Raw genomic sequence first — 15,038 nt, forward strand, 5'->3', positions numbered from 1 at the left:
CTCACCCGGTACGTCGGAGCCGCGCGGCCGCCCCGGACACAGCCTAGGGCCGGTCAGCCGACCCGGGCCGAGGCGAGCAGCGCGGCGGTGGGCAGTGCCAGGCTGCCGTCGGGCTGCCGGTAGGGGGCGGCGAGCCGGTCGTACTCCCGGCGGACGCGCTCGCGCACGGCCGGCGGCTGCCGCTGCAGCACCAGGCCGATGGCGCTGATGCCGGCCGCCGGGCCGGCCCACCAGTCCTCCGGGTCGGCGCGGTGCGCCCAGGTCAGCGTCACGCACCGGACGTCGGCGAGCCCGGCCGCGGCCAGCAGGCCGGCGAAACCCGCCTCGGTGCGGGGGAAGTCCCGCTCGGGCGGGAGGCGGGGCAGGTCGGCCGGCGTCGCGACGCCGGCGGCGGCGAGGGCCGTACCCCAGAGCCCCTGCAGCGGCGGGTGCGGGACGGGCCAGACGGTCACCGCGACGCGGCCGCCGGGGCGGACCACCCGGCGCAGCTCGGCCACGCCGGCGGCCGGATCACCGACGTGGTTGAGCACGAAGTTCGCCACGGCCGCGTCGAATCCGCCGGTCGGGACCGGCAGGTCCGGCAGCGCCGCGGCGCGGACGTCGGCGCCGGGTGCGTTCCGCCGGGCCGCGTCGAGCATGCTCGGCTCCGCGTCGACCGCCACCACCTCGGCGCCCCGGCCCAGGGCCAGTGCCGCGACGGTGCCCGGGCCGGTGCCCACGTCGATCACCCGCCGTCCGGCCCGCACGCCCGCCGCGTCCAGCAGCGCCTCCGCCGGGTACGCGCAGAGCCGGCCGAAGCTGCGCGCGTACGCCTCGGCGCGGCCCGCCCACCGGGACCGTTCGTGGGCGTCGAAGTCAGTGTCGACCATCGCCGCAGCGTAGCGGTGGCCCGGGGTGCGCGGCGGTCCTACCGTGGCGGGCATGACGACGGTGCTGGTGACACTGGCGGTGGTGGCCGCGGTCGTGGCCGTGATGGTGGGGTTCGTCTCCTGGCGGGACCGGCGGCGGGCCGCTGAGGAGGACCCGGCGGCGGTCCGGGCGGCCAGGGCGGAGCGGCACCGGCGGGCGGCCGAGCGGGAGCACGCGCAGCATGACGGCTGGAACAACGGGGGTCACGGCTTCACCGGCTGACGCCGTCCGGCGCGGCGCGGCGTCCAGCGGCTGCCCGGTGACCCGCATTCACCGCCCTCGGCTGAACGAAGGCCGGCGCGCGCCCGTGATCTCCGGTGGGCATCAACGGCGCACCGCCGGGGTACTGCGTCCACGACAGCGACTCAGCCGGGAGGCAACGGTGGGGGAGAAGGCGGTACGTCGGCGGCCAGGACCGCTCGCCGGGCTGCTGGTGGCGCTGGTGGTGGCGGCCGGCTGCATGGGCGGCGGGCTGGACCAGGGCGAGCCGGAGCAGCCCCGTCCCCGGCAGAGCGGCCGGCCGGCCTCCCCGGGGGCGGACGCGACCCGGGCCGACGGCACCACCAGCGTGGCCGAGTTCAAGCAGGACTTCTCCGACGCCGTCGGCATCGCCGAGCAGTACTGGACGGCGCAGTTCCGCGGCTCCGGCAAGCAGTTCCAGCCCATCCGCCGGGTCGTGCCGTACACGAGGTCGGGCGAGGTGTCGTGCGGCGGCCAGGGACTGCCCCGCAACAACGCGGTCTACTGCTCGGCCGGTGACTTCATCGCCTACGACGTGAACTGGTCGGTGGCGGCCTTCCGCCAGGTCGGCGACGCCTTCCTGTTCTACCTGCTCGGCCACGAGTACGCCCACGGCGTCCAGGTCCGCCTCGGCATCCGCTACAACTTCACCATCCAGCAGGAGCTGCAGGCGGACTGCATGGCCGGGGCGTACATCGGTGACAACGTGCGCTCGGGGACGCTGACGCTGGCCGAGGGCGACCTGGACGAGTTCCGGGAGGGGCTGCTGGCGGTCGGCGACGACCCGGACCAGCCCTGGTTCGCCGAGGGCTCGCACGGCACGGCCGAGCAGCGCAGCGAATCGTTCTTCCGCGGCTACGAGAAGTCCCTGGACGCCTGCGACCTCGGGTGATGCCGCAGGTCACCCTCGCCGGGGACGGTGACCGCCCGGCAGGGCGCGGCTGAGAGGATCGGTGGGTACCCGCACCGAGGGAGGCCCCCGCTGAGCAGCAGACACCCCGCCGCCGTGCTCTTCGACATGGACGGCACCCTGGTCGACAGCGAGAAGCTCTGGGACGTCGCGTTGCAGGAGCTCGCGGCCGTCTACGGCGGCACCCTCTCCGAGGCGGCACGCCGGGCGATCATCGGCACCAGCATGGCCGTCTCCATGCGCATCGTGCACGACGACCTGGGCCAGCCGGAGCGGGACCCGCAGGCCAGCGCCGACTGGATCAACGCCCGGATCCTGGAGCTGTTCCGCGACGGGCTGCGCTGGCGGCCGGGAGCGCTGGCCCTGCTGCGCGCGGTCCGCGCCGCGGGCATCCCCACCGCCCTGGTCACCTCCAGCACCCGGCCGCTGGTCGAGGTCGCCCTCGACACGCTGGGCCGGGACAGCTTCGACGCGGTGGTCTGCGGCGACGAGGTGGGCGCGGCCAAGCCGCACCCGGAGCCGTACCTGACCGCGGCGCAGCTGCTCGGTGTGCCGATCGAGCGGTGCGTGGCCATCGAGGACTCGCCGACCGGGGTGGCCAGCGCCCTCGCGGCCGGTGCCGCCGTGCTGGCCGTACCGGCCGAGGTGCCGCTGGCGCCGGTCGACGGCGTACACCAGCTGGAGAGCCTGACCGCGGCGGACCTGGAGCTGCTGTCCGCCCTGCTCGGCGAACGCCCCGCCTGACCGGTCAGCGGGCCTCGCCGAACACCGCCACGGCGATCTGGTAGCTGTCGAACGCGCGGGCGGCGCCCGCGTAGGCGGCCAGGTGGATGAACAGCTCGACGATCTCCTCCCGGGTCACCCCGGAGTGCAGGGCGATCCGCAGCTGCCCGCGCAGCGGCTCGTGAGTGCCCAGCGCCGCGGCGATCGCCACCGACACCAGGCACCGGGAGCGCAGGTCCAGGCCCTCGCGGGGCCACACGTCGCCGAAGGTGTGCTCGGTGGCCAGCCGGCGGAAGTCCGCGCCGGCCGCCGGCTCGCCGGGGCCGAGCGGAAGGGTGAGCGGCTGGCCGAGCAGCCGCTCGGCGTTCTCCAGCGCCCGCGCGTAGGCGTCATCCGGCACGTCCCTCACCCCCGTAACCCGAGTGTGGCAGCGGGCGCGGTGCCGGCGGGAACGGAAACGGCCCCCGCCACACTCCCGTGGCGGGGGCCGTCCTGCGTGCGTCAGTCGTGGGCGATGGCGCCCAGCACGTTGATCCGCGCGGCGCGGATGGCGGGCAGCACCGCGGCGACCACGCCGATGATCGCCGCCAGGACCAGGAAGGTCCCCATCTGGCTCCAGGGCAGGACCAGGTCGGTGATGCCCTCGTCCTTGAGGGCCCGGACCACGGCCGCGCCGAGGCCGGTGCCGACCACGACGCCCAGCAGCGCGCCGAAGATCGAGATCACCACCGCCTCCACGGTGATCATCCGCATGGTCTGGGCCCGACGCAGGCCGATGGCCCGCAGCAGGCCCAGCTCCCGGGTCCGCTCCAGCACCGACAGGGCCAGGGTGTTGATGATGCCCAGCACCGCGATCACGATGGCCAGCGCCAGCAGGATCTGGATCATCCGCAGCGGGGTGTCCAGCTGGCTGGTCTGCTGCTTGATGAACGCGGCCCGGTCCGCGACCGACACCTCGGGGCTGTCGGCGAGCAGCCGTTCGATCTGCGGCTGCACCGCGGCGACCGAGGTGCCCGGGGCGAGCTGCACGAAGCCCTGGATGGGCTGCGGGATGGCGAAGTCGGCGGCCGCCTGCGGCGGCAGCACCACCGGGTTGGTCAGCTGCGAGCTCTCGTAGACGCCGCTGACCGTGTAGGTGCGGGCCTCACCCCGGGACAGCTGCACGGTGACCGTCGAGCCGACCGACAGGTTGCGGGACTTCGCGGTGTCCGAGCTGAGCAGCATCTGGTCCGGGTTCAGCCGGCTGATGTCACCGGCGTTCGCCTTCGCTCCGAAGATCTGCCCCAGCGCGGCCACGTTGCTGGACGCGGCCACCCAGGTCCGCTGGCCGTTCAGCGTGGCCATGTCGCCGTACTCGCCGTCGACCAGCCGCACCCCCGGGATGGCGGCGGCCTTCTCCAGCACCGCCGGGTCGAAGCTCGGCGGGCGGGGGCCGGCCTGGGCGCCGGAGATCACCAGTTCGGCCTTGATGGTGTCCTCCGCCAGGGCGCTGATGCTGCCCTTGGCCGAGTCGAGGATCACCGTCACCCCGGTCACCAGCGCGATGCCGACCATCAGCGCGGCGGCCGTGATCGCCGTGCGGCGAGGGTTGCGGCCGGAGTTCAGCCGGCCCAGCTTGCCGGGCACCGACCAGGCGAACAGCGTGCCCAGCAGGGCGACGACCGGCCGGCTGATCAGCGGGGTGAGCAGCGCCACGCCGATGAACGCGAACAGCACGCCGCCCAGGATGGTGGCCAGGGTGTTGTCGCCGGCGTGGCCGCCGAGCCCGAGGAACAGCAGGCCCGCGCCGATCGCGGTGACCACGGATCCGCCGATGGTCACCTTGGTCAGCGGCCGGTCCGGCGTGGCGACGTCCTGCATGGCGGCGATCGGCGGGATGCGCGAGGCGCGCAGCGCGGGCAGCAGCGCCGCCACCACCGTGATCACCGTGCCCACGGCGAAGGCGCCGATGACCGCCGCCGGGGGCACGCCCAGGCCGGCCAGGGTGAGCCCGCCGGCGAGCTTGCCGAACAGGTACGCCAGCAGCGCGCCGACCCCGATGCCGGCGGCGAGGCCGAGCACCGAGGCGATCAGGCCGACCGCCACGGCCTCCAGCACCACCGAGCCGATGATCTGCCGCCCGCTCGCGCCGATGGCCCGCATGAGCGCCAGCTCGCGGGTGCGCTGCGCCACGATGATCGAGAAGGTGTTGAGGATCAGGAAGGTGCCGACGAGCAGCGCCACCGCGGCGAAGCCGAGCAGGATCTTGTTGAAGAAGGACAGGCCCTCCTTCAGCCCGGCGGACGCGTCGTCCGCGAGCTGCTTGCCGGTCTTCACCTCGTAGTCCGCGCCGAGGGTGCGGGCCACGTCGTCGCGCAGCGCCTCCGGCGTGGTGCCGTCGGCGGCCTTCGCGGTCACGTTGGAGAACACGTCCGGCTTGCCGAGCATCAGCTGCTGGGCCACCGGGGTCGTGAACATCACCTCGTTGACCCCGCCGACCGAGTCCCGGCCGCCGCTGTAGCCGAAGACGCCCACCAGGGTGAACTCCTTCTTCGGCGCCAGGGTCAGTACGCCCACCCGGTCGCCGACCTTCACCTTGGCCGCGTCGGCGAGCGCCGCGTTGACCACGATCTCGTCGTCGGCCCGCGGCGCGCGCCCCTCGCGCAGCTTGAGCAGGTCGCCCTCGCCGAGCCAGTTCTCGCCGAGCTGCGGCGGGCCGAACGAGGTGACCACCTTGCCGTTGCTGCCGATGAGCCGGGCCCCGTCGGCGTTGACCACGCCTTGGACGTCGGTCACGCCCGGCACCGCCTTGACCCGGTCGACGACCGACGCGGGCACCGGGGCGGCCACCTGCTCGCCCTCGACCTCGGACAGGGCGACCTTGGGCTTCGCGGCCACGTTGACGTCGACCTCGGAGAACGCGTCGGCGAAGACCGCGTCGAAGGAACGGCCGAGGGTGTCGGTGAGCACGAACGCGCCGGAGACGAACATGACGCCGAGCACCACCGCGAGGCCGGACAGCAGCAGGCGCACCTTCCGCGCCAGCAGGCTCTTCAGAGTGGCCCGGAACATCAGTTGCCCACCTCGGCCGGCGCGTCGAGCTTCTTCATGGTGTCCAGCACCGTGTCGGCGGTCGGCTCGATCAGCTCGGAGACGATCTGGCCGTCGGCGAGGAAGACCACCCGGTCGGCGTACGCGGCGGCCGTCGGGTCGTGGGTGACCATGACGATGGTCTGGCCGTGCTCCCGGACCGAGTTGCGCAGGAAGTTGAGCACCTCGGCGCCGGAGCGGGAGTCCAGGTTGCCGGTCGGCTCGTCGGCGAAGATCACCTCGGGGCGGGCCACGAGGGCGCGGGCGCACGCCACCCGCTGCTGCTGGCCGCCGGAGAGCTGCGCCGGGCGGTGCCCGAGGCGCTCGCGCAGGCCGACCGTGTCGATCACGGTGTCGTACCAGGCCGGGTCGGGCTTGCGGCCGGCGATGGACAGCGGCAGCAGGATGTTCTCCTGCGCGGTGAGCGTGGGAAGCAGGTTGAACTGCTGGAAGATGAAGCCCACCTTGTCGCGGCGCAGCTTCGTCAGGCCGGCGTCGCCCAGCCCGGTCACCGTGGTGTCACCGATCATGACGGTGCCCCGGGTCACCGAGTCCAGGCCCGCCAGGCAGTGCATGAGCGTCGACTTGCCCGAGCCGGACGGGCCCATGATCGCGGTGAACCGGCCCCGCTCGAACTCGGCGCTCACCCCCCGCAGCGCGATGACCTGCGCCTCGCCGCTGCCGTACACCTTCCACACGTCGCTGGCCCGGGCCGCGGCCTGCGCCTGCTGCCCTACCGTCGCGGTCACGTCATCTACCTCTTCCGTCAGCCTGCTATCCGCAACCGCCCCCGCTGGCCGGTGCGGCAGATCCATCCTCGGCGCCGCCGGGCGCGGATCCGTCCACCCCCGGGCGGAACCGTCGCCGAACTTTCCGTTGGGGTCGCCCCCGAGGCCGACTCAGGGTCATCCCTGACCGGCCGGCGCCGCCGACGCTAGGACCTCACGTCGCGTCATGGTCAACCCCGCCGCGCCGCCGATGGTCACGGTAGGTGACCGGCGCCACCTCACCCGCCGGGGCGGACCAGGCCCGTCTCGTACGCCAGCACCACGGCCTGCACCCGGTCGCGCAGCCCCAGCTTGGTCAGGACGTGCCCGACGTGGGTCTTCACGGTGGTCTCGCTCACCGACAGTTCCCGGGCGATCTCGGCGTTGGACAACCCGCGCGCCACCTGCACGAGCACCTCCCGCTCCCGTTCGGTCAGCGCGTCGAGGGCCTTCGGCGGGGTGGCCGCCGGGTCGGGCAGCACGTCGGCGAAGCGGTCCAGCAGCCGGCGCAGGATCCGCGGGGCCACCACCGCCTCACCGGCCGCCACCGTCCGGATCGCGGTCACCAGGTCCTCGGCCGGAACGTCCTTGGCCAGGAAGCCGCTGGCGCCGGCGCGCAGCGCGCCGACCACGTACTCGTCGAGGTCGAAGGTGGTGAGGATGAGCACCCGCACGGGCAGCCGGGCGTCCACGATCGCCCGGGTGGCCGCGACCCCGTCCATCCGCGGCATCCGGATGTCCATGAGCACCACGTCGGGCAGCAGCCGCCGGGACAGCTCCACCGCCTCCACCCCGTCGCCGGCTTCGGCCACGATGTCCAGGTCGTCCTCGGTGCCCAGCACCATCCGGAAGCCGGTACGCAGCAGCGGCTGGTCGTCGGCCAGCAGGATCCGCACCGGTCGGCCGGCGGTGCTGTCGGTCATCGGTCTCCCTCGTTCGGCCGGGTGCCGGTCACGCCGGGACCGCCCCGGCGGGCTCCAGCGGGATCCGCGCGTACACCCGGAAGCCGCCGCCCGGGCGCGGGCCGGTCCGCAGGATCCCACCGTAGAGGGCGACCCGTTCCCGCATGCCGACCAGCCCGTGACCGATCCGGTCGGCCGCCGGCGCCGGGCCGCGCCCGGTGTCGGTGACCTCCACGGCCAGGAAGCCGTCGGCGAGGGTGAGCCGCACCAGCGCCGTGGCCCGGCCGGCGTGCTTGAGCGCGTTGGTCAGCGCCTCCTGCACGATCCGGTAGACGGTGAGCGCCACCCCGTCCTCCATCGGCCCGGGCGTGCCGTCGACCCGCAGCGTGACCGGTAGCCCGGCCTCGCGGACCTGCTCGACCAGGGCCTCGATGCCGGTCAGCCCCGGCTGCGGGGTCAGCTCGGCGGCCGGTTCGGCGTCGGTACGCAGCACGTCGAGCAGCCGGCGCAGCTCCCGCAGGGTGGCCCGGCCGGTCTCCTCGACGGTGGCCATCGCCTCGTCGGCGGCGTCCGGGTCCCGGCGCAGCACCCGGCGCGCCCCGGTGGCCAGGACGCCCATCACGCTGACGTGGTGGGCCACCACGTCGTGCAGCTCCCGGGCGATCCGGCGCCGCTCGTCGGCCACCGCCTGCTCGGTCAGCGACCGCTGCGTGGCCTCGGCGACGCGGGCGCGCTCCCGCAGCATCCGGGTGGACTGCCGGCGGGCCTGCACGGCGCGGCCCACCGCGTACGCCACCGACGCGGTGAGCAGGTTGTTGAGCACCAGCACCCCGGGGCCCATGGTGAGCACGCCGTCCAGGGGCGCGACCAGGTTCGCCAGCACCACCGGCACCCAGAGCAGCACCGCGGCGAGGCCGGCCTGGCGCAGCGGCCGGTGCGCCGCCATGGTGTAGGTGAGGACGACGAAGGCCAGCCCCTGCGTGGTGGGCGCGTGGTGGAACAGCACCGGCACGGCGAGGGTGGCCACCGCCGCGCCCACCGCCGGCCACGGCGCGGCCCGCCGGATCGCCACCGGGGCGGCGCACAGCACACTCCAGCCCAGCGCCGCCCAGAGCTGCTCGGGCCGCAGCTCCCGCGGTGTCAGCAGCAGGAACGCCGCGTCCACCAGCGCCAGCGCGACGGCCGTGGCGGCGTCCACGGCCAGCGGCCGGTCCCGCGCCCACGCGCGCAGCCGGTTGGTCATGCGTCGACGCTAGCCGCCGCCCGGCGCCGGCCGGTCGTCGCCGATGCCGAACCCGGTCTCCTCCGTGGGGAGGATGCTCACTCGTCCGCGCCGGGCGCGGCCGGCCGGGACCGCGCGTCGGTGAGCGGGTCGGCCGGGCCGGCGACCGGGAACGGCGGCGGGGTGCCGCCGAAGCTCGGGCAGAGCGCCTGGTGGCTGCACCAGTCGCAGAGGCGGCTCGGCCGGGGCCGGAAATCCTGCCGGGCGGTGGCCTGCTCGATGGCCTGCCAGAGCGCCACGATCGTGCGCTCGAAGCGCAGCAGCTCGTCGGCGTCGGGGGAGTAGTCGCACACCTCGGCGTCGCGCAGGTAGAGCAGCCGCAGCACCCGCGGCACCACCCCGCGGGTGCGCCACAGCACCAGCGCGTAGAACTTCAGCTGGAACAGCGCCCGCGCTTCGAACGCCTCCCTCGGGGCGCCGCCGGTCTTGTAGTCGACCACCCGCAGCGCGCCGTCGGGCGCCACGTCGAGACGGTCGAGGTAGCCCCGGATGAGCAGCTCGTCGTCGACCACCGCGGAGATCAGCGCCTCCCGCTCGGCCGGCTCCAGCCGGCGCGGGTCCTCCACCGCGAAGTAGCCCTCCAGCAGCCCCGCCGCCGAGCGGAGGAAGCCGTCGACCGCGGCCGCGTCGCCCTCGGCGAACAGCGTCGCGAGCTCCGGCTGCTCGGTGACCAGCCGGTCCCACTGCGGGGCGACCAGGTCGCCGGCCGACTCCGGGGTGCGGGCCGCCGCCGGCAGGTCGAACAGGCGCTCCAGAACGGCGTGGACCAGCGTGCCCCGCACCTGCTCGACGGTGGGTCGCTCGGGCAGCCGGTCGATGCTGCGGAACCGGTAGAGCAGCGGGCAGGTCTTGAAATCGGCCGCACGCGACGGCGACAGCGACGCCCGCACCGTGGGCGGAGTGGCCGTCGGGTCGGGCTGCGTGTCGATCACCGGTTCCGCCGTCATGCCCGGAAGGTTAGGGCACCGGTGTGACAGGGCCGCCGTCGCCGCACCGGTGCATGATCGGCGCCCTCCTGCGTTCGCCACTGCGGGCTCGCAGACCCGCTCACGTAGCATCGGGCCGGTGAAGCAGCGCACCCGACCGTCGCGCCGGCCCGGGCTGACGCTCGGCCGGGTCTTCGGGGTGCCGCTGCGCGCCGACGCCTCGATGCTGCTGCTCACGGCGGTCGTCACGGTGCTCTACGCCGCGCTGGCCCGCCGCCAGCTCGACCTCGGCCACCTCGGCGGCTACCTGGTCGGCCTGGGCTTCGTCGTCTCCCTGCTCGGCTCGGTCCTGCTGCACGAGCTGGGCCACGCGCTGACCGCCCGGCGCTACGGCATCGGTGTGCGCGGGATCACCCTGGAGCTGCTCGGCGGCTACACCGAGATGGACCGGGACGCCCCCAGCCCCAAGGTCGACCTGCTGGTCTCCCTCGCCGGCCCGGCCGTGTCCGCGGTGCTCGGCGCCGGGGCGGTCGCCGCCACCCTGGCCCTGCCCGCCGGCACCCTCGCCCACCAGCTCGCCTTCCAGCTCGCGGTCAGCAACGTGGTGGTGGCCGTCTTCAACAGCCTGCCCGGGCTGCCCCTGGACGGGGGCCGGGCGCTGCGCGCCGCGGTCTGGGCGGTCACCCGGGACCGGCACCGGGGCACCGAGGTGGCCGGCTGGATCGGCCGGGCCGTGGCGGTCGCCACCGTCGTCCTGGTCGTGGTGCTCACCCTGCGCCGGGCGCTCGCCCCGCTCGCCCTGCCGCTGATGCTGCTGGTCGCCGTGACCCTGTGGCGGGGCGCCGGGCAGTCCATCCGGATGGCCCGGATCGGCCGCCGCCTGCCGCTGGTCGACCTGGCGCGGCTGGCCCGCCCGCTGCTGCCGGTGCCCACGGGCACCCCGCTGGCGGAGGCGCAGCGCCGCCGCGCCGACGGGGGCACACCGGACGCCGCGCTCGCCGTGGTCGACTCCGCCGGCCGCCCGGTCGCCCTGGTCGACCCGGCGCGCGTCGCCGCCGTACCCCCGGAACGGCGGCCGTGGCTCGCGGTGGACGAGGTGGCCCGCGGCCTGGACCGGGTGCCCGCCCTGCCGGTCGGCGCGGACGGCGAGCGGGTGCTGGAGACGGTGCGCACCCACCCGGGCGCGCAGTACGTCGTGACGGCAGGCGAAGATGTGGTCGGCGTGCTGCACATCGCGGATCTCGCCCAGCTCCTCGAACCCAAACGGAAGACGAACACGTGACCGCAGATACCTCCACCGTCCCGGCGCTGCCCCCCGTGCACCGGGGGCCGTTCCGCCCCGGCGACCGGGTCCAGCTGACCGACCCGAAGGGCCGGATGCACACCGTGACGCTGGAGCCCGGCAAGGAGTTCCACACCCACCGGGGGATCCTCAAGCACGACACGCTCATCGGCCTGCCCGACGGCAGCGTGGTCACCACCGCCGGCGGCGGCACCGCCTTCCTGGCCCTGCGGCCGCTGCTGTCCGACTACGTGCTCTCCATGCCGCGCGGCGCCCAGGTGATCTATCCGAAGGACTCGGCGCAGATCGTCGCCATGGGCGACATCTTCCCCGGCGCGAAGGTCCTGGAGGCCGGCGCCGGCTCCGGCGCGCTGTCCTGCTCGCTGCTGCGGGCCGTGGGCACCGACGGCGAGCTGCACTCCTTCGAGGTACGCGACGACTTCGCCCAGATCGCCCGGCGCAACGTCGAGGCGTTCTTCAACGGCCCGCACCCCGCCTGGCGGCTGCACGTCGGTGACGTCGCCGAGTGCACCGAGACCGGTTTCGACCGGATCATCCTGGACATGCTCACCCCGTGGGAGATGCTCGACATGGTCGAGCGCGCCCTCGTCCCCGGCGGCGTGCTGATCGGCTACGTGGCCACCACGCCGCAGCTGTCCGAGCTGGTCGAGGCGCTGCGCGAGCGGGGCGGCTGGACCGAGCCCCGCGCCTGGGAGTCCCTCGTGCGGGACTGGCACGCCGAGGGGCTCGCGGTGCGGCCCGACCACCGCATGATCGCGCACACCGCCTTCCTGGTCTCCGCGCGCAAGCTCGCCCCCGGGGTCACCGCCCCGCCGCGGCGCCGCAAGCCCAGCAAGGGCGCCGAGGCGTACGCCCAGCGCCGGGACGCGCTGCGCGCGGCCGAGGCGGCCCGGCGGACGGCCGCCGAGGGCGAGGAGCCGGATCAGGCGTGACCCCGCGGCGCGGGCGGGTATGAGCGGGCGGATCATGGGTCCCGGCGTGGACGACACCGAGCGGGTGGAGACGGTGGCATGAGCGAGCGGATCGGGGCACGCGGCGCGGACCGCGCCCGCCCCGGCGGTCCGGACCGGCGGCGCGCGGGCCGGGAGGCGGCGGCATGAGCAGGCCCGGCTACGGCAACGGCGACCTGCCCGCCGTCTTCCCCGACTGGTCGCCCTACACCGACCTGGAGTCGGCCGCCCGGGCCTACCTGCGCGACCCCGACATCGCCCTGGACGCCCTGGGCAGGGTGCTGCGCGGCGCCTCCGTGCTCGGCTTCACGCTGGAACGCTTCGTCAACGAGGTCAACGGGGTGTGGCAGGAGGTCGTCGTCTGCGACGGCAGCCGGCTCGTGCTCTGGCACGGCGAGGACGTCCCGCCGGGGGAGGGGCCGCCCGGCTCGATGACCTCCTCGCTGCGGGTGGTGCCGGTCTCCACGGTGACCGAGGTCGGCTGCCGCCGGCGGCTCACCCGCTCCGACACCGGCGAGGTCCGGGTCGACAGCATCGACGTCTACCTGCTGCTCAGCTCGCTGGACGAGGCGCCGCCCAGCGACGAGGTGGTCGGCGCGCCCCGGCACGACGCCCTGCGCTTCGGCAAGACCCTCGACGACGGCGGCGCCGGGCAGATCGCCCGGCTGGAGGAGTTCGCCCGGCTGGTCGCCTCGGTCGTCGGCCGCCCGATGCTCTGACGAGACGCCACGGGCCGGGGACCATCCGGTCCCCGGCCCGCGGCGATCCGTCCGTCAGTCCTCGGCCTCCGGGCCGGCCACCTCCGTGCCGTCGGAGGCGCGCACCACGTGTATGCACTCGCCCGGGCACTCCTTCGCCGAGTCGATCACCTCGAGGCGCAGGTGCTCCGGCACGTCGACCCGGGCGCCCGGCGCCTGCCGCAGCTCGCCGTCGGGCCCCTTGACGTACGCCAGGCCGTCGACGTCGAACTCGAAGACCTCCGGCGCGTACTGCACGCACAGCCCGTCACCCGTGCACAGGTCCTGATCCACCCAGACCTGCAGCTGGTCCGTCGCGACGTCGGTCACGAAGCACCCCCCATGTTCTCCCGTCCCACGCTCCGACGGTACCCGAACGCCCGTACCCGCCCGACGACCAGCCCTTGGCGATCAAGCTTCGGTGACGAGCGCGTTGCGGAGGACCGAATCGGGCTCATAGCGGCTAGTGTTAGCTCAGAACGTTCAAGCCCCCCGGGGAGGTGGGACGTGGCACGCAGCGACGACGCGGACTCGCGCGCCGCACGGTGGGAGAAGGAGGCCCACGATCTCTCCACGCAGGTCGCGTTCCTTCAAGAGGAACTCGCTCTGGTGCGGCGCAAGTTGACCGAAAGCCCCCGACACGTCCGGCAGCTCGAGGAGCGGCTGGCGGCCACCCAGGCGCAGTTGGCGCGGCTGACCGAGAACAACGAACGGCTCGTGAGCACCCTCAAGGAGGCTCGCGCGCAGATCGTGACGCTCAAGGAGGAGATCGACCGCCTCGCCCAGCCGCCGAGCGGCTACGGCGTCTTCCTGGCGAAGCACGACGACGGCACGGTGGACGTGTTCACCGGCGGGCGCAAGCTCCGGGTGGCCGTCTCGCCCTCACTCGAGGTCGACGAGCTGCGCCGGGGCCAGGAGGTCCTGCTCAACGACGCCCTCAACATCGTCGACGCGTTCGGCTACGAGCGGGTCGGCGAGGTCGTGATGCTCAAGGAGGTGCTCGCCGGGCCCGACGGCGCTCCGGGTGACCGGGCGCTCGTGGTCTCGCACTCCGACGAGGAGCGCATCGTGCACCTCGCGGAGACCCTGATCGGCACCGCGATCCGGGCCGGCGACTCGCTCATGATCGAGCCCCGCTCGGCGTACGCGTACGAGCGGATCCCGAAGAGCGAGGTCGAGGAGCTCGTCCTGGAGGAGGTGCCCGACGTCGACTACTCCGACATCGGTGGTCTCCACTCGCAGATCGAGCAGATCCGCGACGCGGTCGAGCTGCCGTTCCTGCACGCCGACCTGTTCCGCGAGCACCAGCTCCGGCCGCCGAAGGGCATCCTGCTCTACGGGCCGCCCGGCTGCGGCAAGACGCTGATCGCCAAGGCGGTGGCCAACTCGCTGGCCAAGAAGATCGCCGAGCGGCGGGGCGAGGAGAAGCACACCAGCTTCTTCCTCAACATCAAGGGCCCCGAGCTGCTCAACAAGTACGTCGGCGAGACCGAGCGGCACATCCGGCTGATCTTCCAGCGGGCGCGGGAGAAGGCCGGCGAGGGCACGCCGGTGATCGTGTTCTTCGACGAGATGGACTCGGTCTTCCGCACCCGCGGCTCCGGTGTCTCCTCGGACGTGGAGAACACCATCGTCCCGCAGCTGCTCAGCGAGATCGACGGCGTGGAGGGCCTGGAGAACGTCATCGTCATCGGCGCCTCCAACCGGGAAGACATGATCGACCCGGCGATCCTGCGCCCCGGCCGGCTCGACGTGAAGATCAAGATCGAGCGGCCGGACGCCGAGGCGGCCAAGGACATCTTCTCCAAGTACATCCTCTCCGGGCTGCCCCTGCACGCCGACGACCTGGCCGAGCACGGCGGCGACCCGCAGGCCACCGTGGCGGCGATGATCGACGCGGTCGTCCTGCGGATGTACTCGGAGACCGAGGAGAACCGCTTCCTCGAGGTCACCTACGCCAACGGCGACAAGGAAGTCCTCTACTTCAAGGACTTCAACTCCGGCGCGATGATCCAGAACATCGTCGACCGGGGCAAGAAGATGGCCATCAAGGAGTTCCTCACCTCCGGGCGCAAGGGGCTCCGGCTCCAGCACCTCCTCGACGCCTGCGTCGACGAGTTCCGCGAGAACGAGGACCTGCCCAACACCACCAACCCCGACGACTGGGCCCGCATCTCCGGCAAGAAGGGCGAGCGGATCGTCTACATCCGCACGCTCGTCTCCGGCGGCAAGGGCGCCGAGGCCGGCCGGTCCATCGAGACCGCCAGCAACACCGGCCAGTACCTGTAGTCCGACGGCACGACGGAGGCCCGTGGCGCAC

The 15,038-nt window shown here is 74.0% G+C and carries 15 protein-coding genes; 7 read left to right on the forward strand and 8 right to left on the reverse strand.

The window, feature by feature from the left end:
- Positions 1-53: 53 nt before the first annotated feature.
- Complete coding sequence (locus tag GCE86_RS06910; protein WP_154226157.1) at positions 54-869, reverse strand: class I SAM-dependent methyltransferase; 816 nt, start codon at positions 867-869, stop codon at positions 54-56.
- 52 nt (positions 870-921) lie between these two features.
- Between GCE86_RS06910 and GCE86_RS06915 the strand changes: the two genes are divergently transcribed.
- The 3 genes from GCE86_RS06915 (at position 922) to GCE86_RS06925 (ending at position 2,803) form a co-directional block, all read left to right on the forward strand.
- A complete protein-coding gene (locus GCE86_RS06915; protein ID WP_154226158.1) occupies positions 922-1,131 on the forward strand; it encodes a hypothetical protein in 210 nt (69 codons plus the stop codon).
- Between the two features lie 160 nt (positions 1,132-1,291).
- Positions 1,292-2,041, forward strand: a complete 750-nt coding sequence (locus GCE86_RS06920) for a neutral zinc metallopeptidase (RefSeq protein WP_244317215.1) — start codon at positions 1,292-1,294, stop codon at positions 2,039-2,041.
- A gap of 114 nt (positions 2,042-2,155) precedes the next feature.
- Positions 2,156-2,803: an HAD family hydrolase gene (locus tag GCE86_RS06925; protein ID WP_154226159.1), complete on the forward strand. Its 648-nt coding sequence runs from the start codon at positions 2,156-2,158 to the stop codon at positions 2,801-2,803.
- Positions 2,804-2,807: 4 nt separating this feature from the next.
- On the opposite strand, the gene GCE86_RS06930 is transcribed toward GCE86_RS06925, so the two are convergent.
- The 6 genes from GCE86_RS06930 to GCE86_RS06955 form a co-directional block, all read right to left on the reverse strand.
- Positions 2,808-3,182, reverse strand: coding sequence for a carboxymuconolactone decarboxylase family protein (locus GCE86_RS06930; RefSeq protein WP_154226160.1), 375 nt, complete (start codon positions 3,180-3,182; stop codon positions 2,808-2,810).
- A gap of 101 nt (positions 3,183-3,283) precedes the next feature.
- The gene (locus GCE86_RS06935) at positions 3,284-5,833 is read right to left on the reverse strand and encodes an ABC transporter permease (protein ID WP_154226161.1); all 2,550 of its coding nucleotides are present in this window, start codon (positions 5,831-5,833) and stop codon (positions 3,284-3,286) included.
- Positions 5,833-6,600 (reverse strand): ABC transporter ATP-binding protein, encoded by a 768-nt coding sequence (locus GCE86_RS06940; RefSeq protein WP_091265895.1) that lies wholly within the window; start codon positions 6,598-6,600, stop codon positions 5,833-5,835. Before GCE86_RS06940 ends, GCE86_RS06935 begins: the two co-directional genes overlap by 1 nt.
- A gap of 257 nt (positions 6,601-6,857) precedes the next feature.
- Positions 6,858-7,541: a response regulator gene (locus tag GCE86_RS06945; RefSeq protein WP_154226162.1), complete on the reverse strand. Its 684-nt coding sequence runs from the start codon at positions 7,539-7,541 to the stop codon at positions 6,858-6,860.
- Positions 7,542-7,569: 28 nt separating this feature from the next.
- The gene (locus GCE86_RS06950; protein ID WP_154226163.1) at positions 7,570-8,763 is read right to left on the reverse strand and encodes a sensor histidine kinase; all 1,194 of its coding nucleotides are present in this window, start codon (positions 8,761-8,763) and stop codon (positions 7,570-7,572) included.
- Positions 8,764-8,840: 77 nt separating this feature from the next.
- Positions 8,841-9,749 carry a RecB family exonuclease gene (locus GCE86_RS06955; protein ID WP_154226164.1) on the reverse strand — a complete coding sequence of 303 codons (909 nt, stop codon included), beginning with the start codon at positions 9,747-9,749 and terminating at the stop codon, positions 8,841-8,843.
- Positions 9,750-9,951: 202 nt separating this feature from the next.
- Here GCE86_RS06955 and GCE86_RS06960 point away from each other — a divergent pair, with 202 nt between their 5' ends.
- The 3 genes from GCE86_RS06960 to GCE86_RS06970 all read left to right on the forward strand — a co-directional run bounded on the left by GCE86_RS06960 (position 9,952) and on the right by GCE86_RS06970 (position 12,700).
- Positions 9,952-11,010 (forward strand): M50 family metallopeptidase, encoded by a 1,059-nt coding sequence (locus tag GCE86_RS06960; protein WP_239543016.1) that lies wholly within the window; start codon positions 9,952-9,954, stop codon positions 11,008-11,010.
- Complete coding sequence (locus tag GCE86_RS06965; RefSeq protein ID WP_154226166.1) at positions 11,007-11,963, forward strand: tRNA (adenine-N1)-methyltransferase; 957 nt, start codon at positions 11,007-11,009, stop codon at positions 11,961-11,963. Before GCE86_RS06960 ends, GCE86_RS06965 begins: the two co-directional genes overlap by 4 nt.
- A 164-nt stretch (positions 11,964-12,127) precedes the next feature.
- Entirely contained in the window at positions 12,128-12,700 is a 573-nt protein-coding gene (locus tag GCE86_RS06970; protein ID WP_154226167.1) for a hypothetical protein, read from the forward strand.
- Between the two features lie 54 nt (positions 12,701-12,754).
- On the opposite strand, the gene GCE86_RS06975 is transcribed toward GCE86_RS06970, so the two are convergent.
- The gene (locus tag GCE86_RS06975) at positions 12,755-13,048 is read right to left on the reverse strand and encodes a ferredoxin (protein ID WP_154226168.1); all 294 of its coding nucleotides are present in this window, start codon (positions 13,046-13,048) and stop codon (positions 12,755-12,757) included.
- A gap of 177 nt (positions 13,049-13,225) precedes the next feature.
- On the opposite strand from GCE86_RS06975, the gene arc reads away from it, so the two are divergent.
- The gene (gene arc, locus GCE86_RS06980) at positions 13,226-15,007 is read left to right on the forward strand and encodes a proteasome ATPase (RefSeq protein WP_154226169.1); all 1,782 of its coding nucleotides are present in this window, start codon (positions 13,226-13,228) and stop codon (positions 15,005-15,007) included.
- The last annotated feature ends 31 nt before the right edge of the window (positions 15,008-15,038 follow it).

This window comes from Micromonospora terminaliae, from assembly GCF_009671205.1.
GTDB lineage: Bacteria > Actinomycetota > Actinomycetes > Mycobacteriales > Micromonosporaceae > Micromonospora > Micromonospora terminaliae.

What these genes read in the sequence shown, in the direction of transcription:
- GCE86_RS06960 (WP_239543016.1), top strand. Translation starts at nt 9,952, where the DNA reads ATGCTGCTGCTCACGGCGGTCGTCACGGTGCTCTACGCCGCGCTGGCC.
- GCE86_RS06915 (WP_154226158.1), top strand. Translation starts at nt 922, where the DNA reads ATGACGACGGTGCTGGTGACACTGGCGGTGGTGGCCGCGGTCGTGGCC.
- GCE86_RS06950 (WP_154226163.1), bottom strand. Translation starts at nt 8,763, where the DNA reads ATGACCAACCGGCTGCGCGCGTGGGCGCGGGACCGGCCGCTGGCCGTG.
- GCE86_RS06970 (WP_154226167.1), top strand. Translation starts at nt 12,128, where the DNA reads ATGAGCAGGCCCGGCTACGGCAACGGCGACCTGCCCGCCGTCTTCCCC.
- GCE86_RS06945 (WP_154226162.1), bottom strand. Translation starts at nt 7,541, where the DNA reads ATGACCGACAGCACCGCCGGCCGACCGGTGCGGATCCTGCTGGCCGAC.
- GCE86_RS06955 (WP_154226164.1), bottom strand. Translation starts at nt 9,749, where the DNA reads ATGACGGCGGAACCGGTGATCGACACGCAGCCCGACCCGACGGCCACT.
- GCE86_RS06935 (WP_154226161.1), bottom strand. Translation starts at nt 5,833, where the DNA reads ATGTTCCGGGCCACTCTGAAGAGCCTGCTGGCGCGGAAGGTGCGCCTG.
- GCE86_RS06910 (WP_154226157.1), bottom strand. Translation starts at nt 869, where the DNA reads ATGGTCGACACTGACTTCGACGCCCACGAACGGTCCCGGTGGGCGGGC.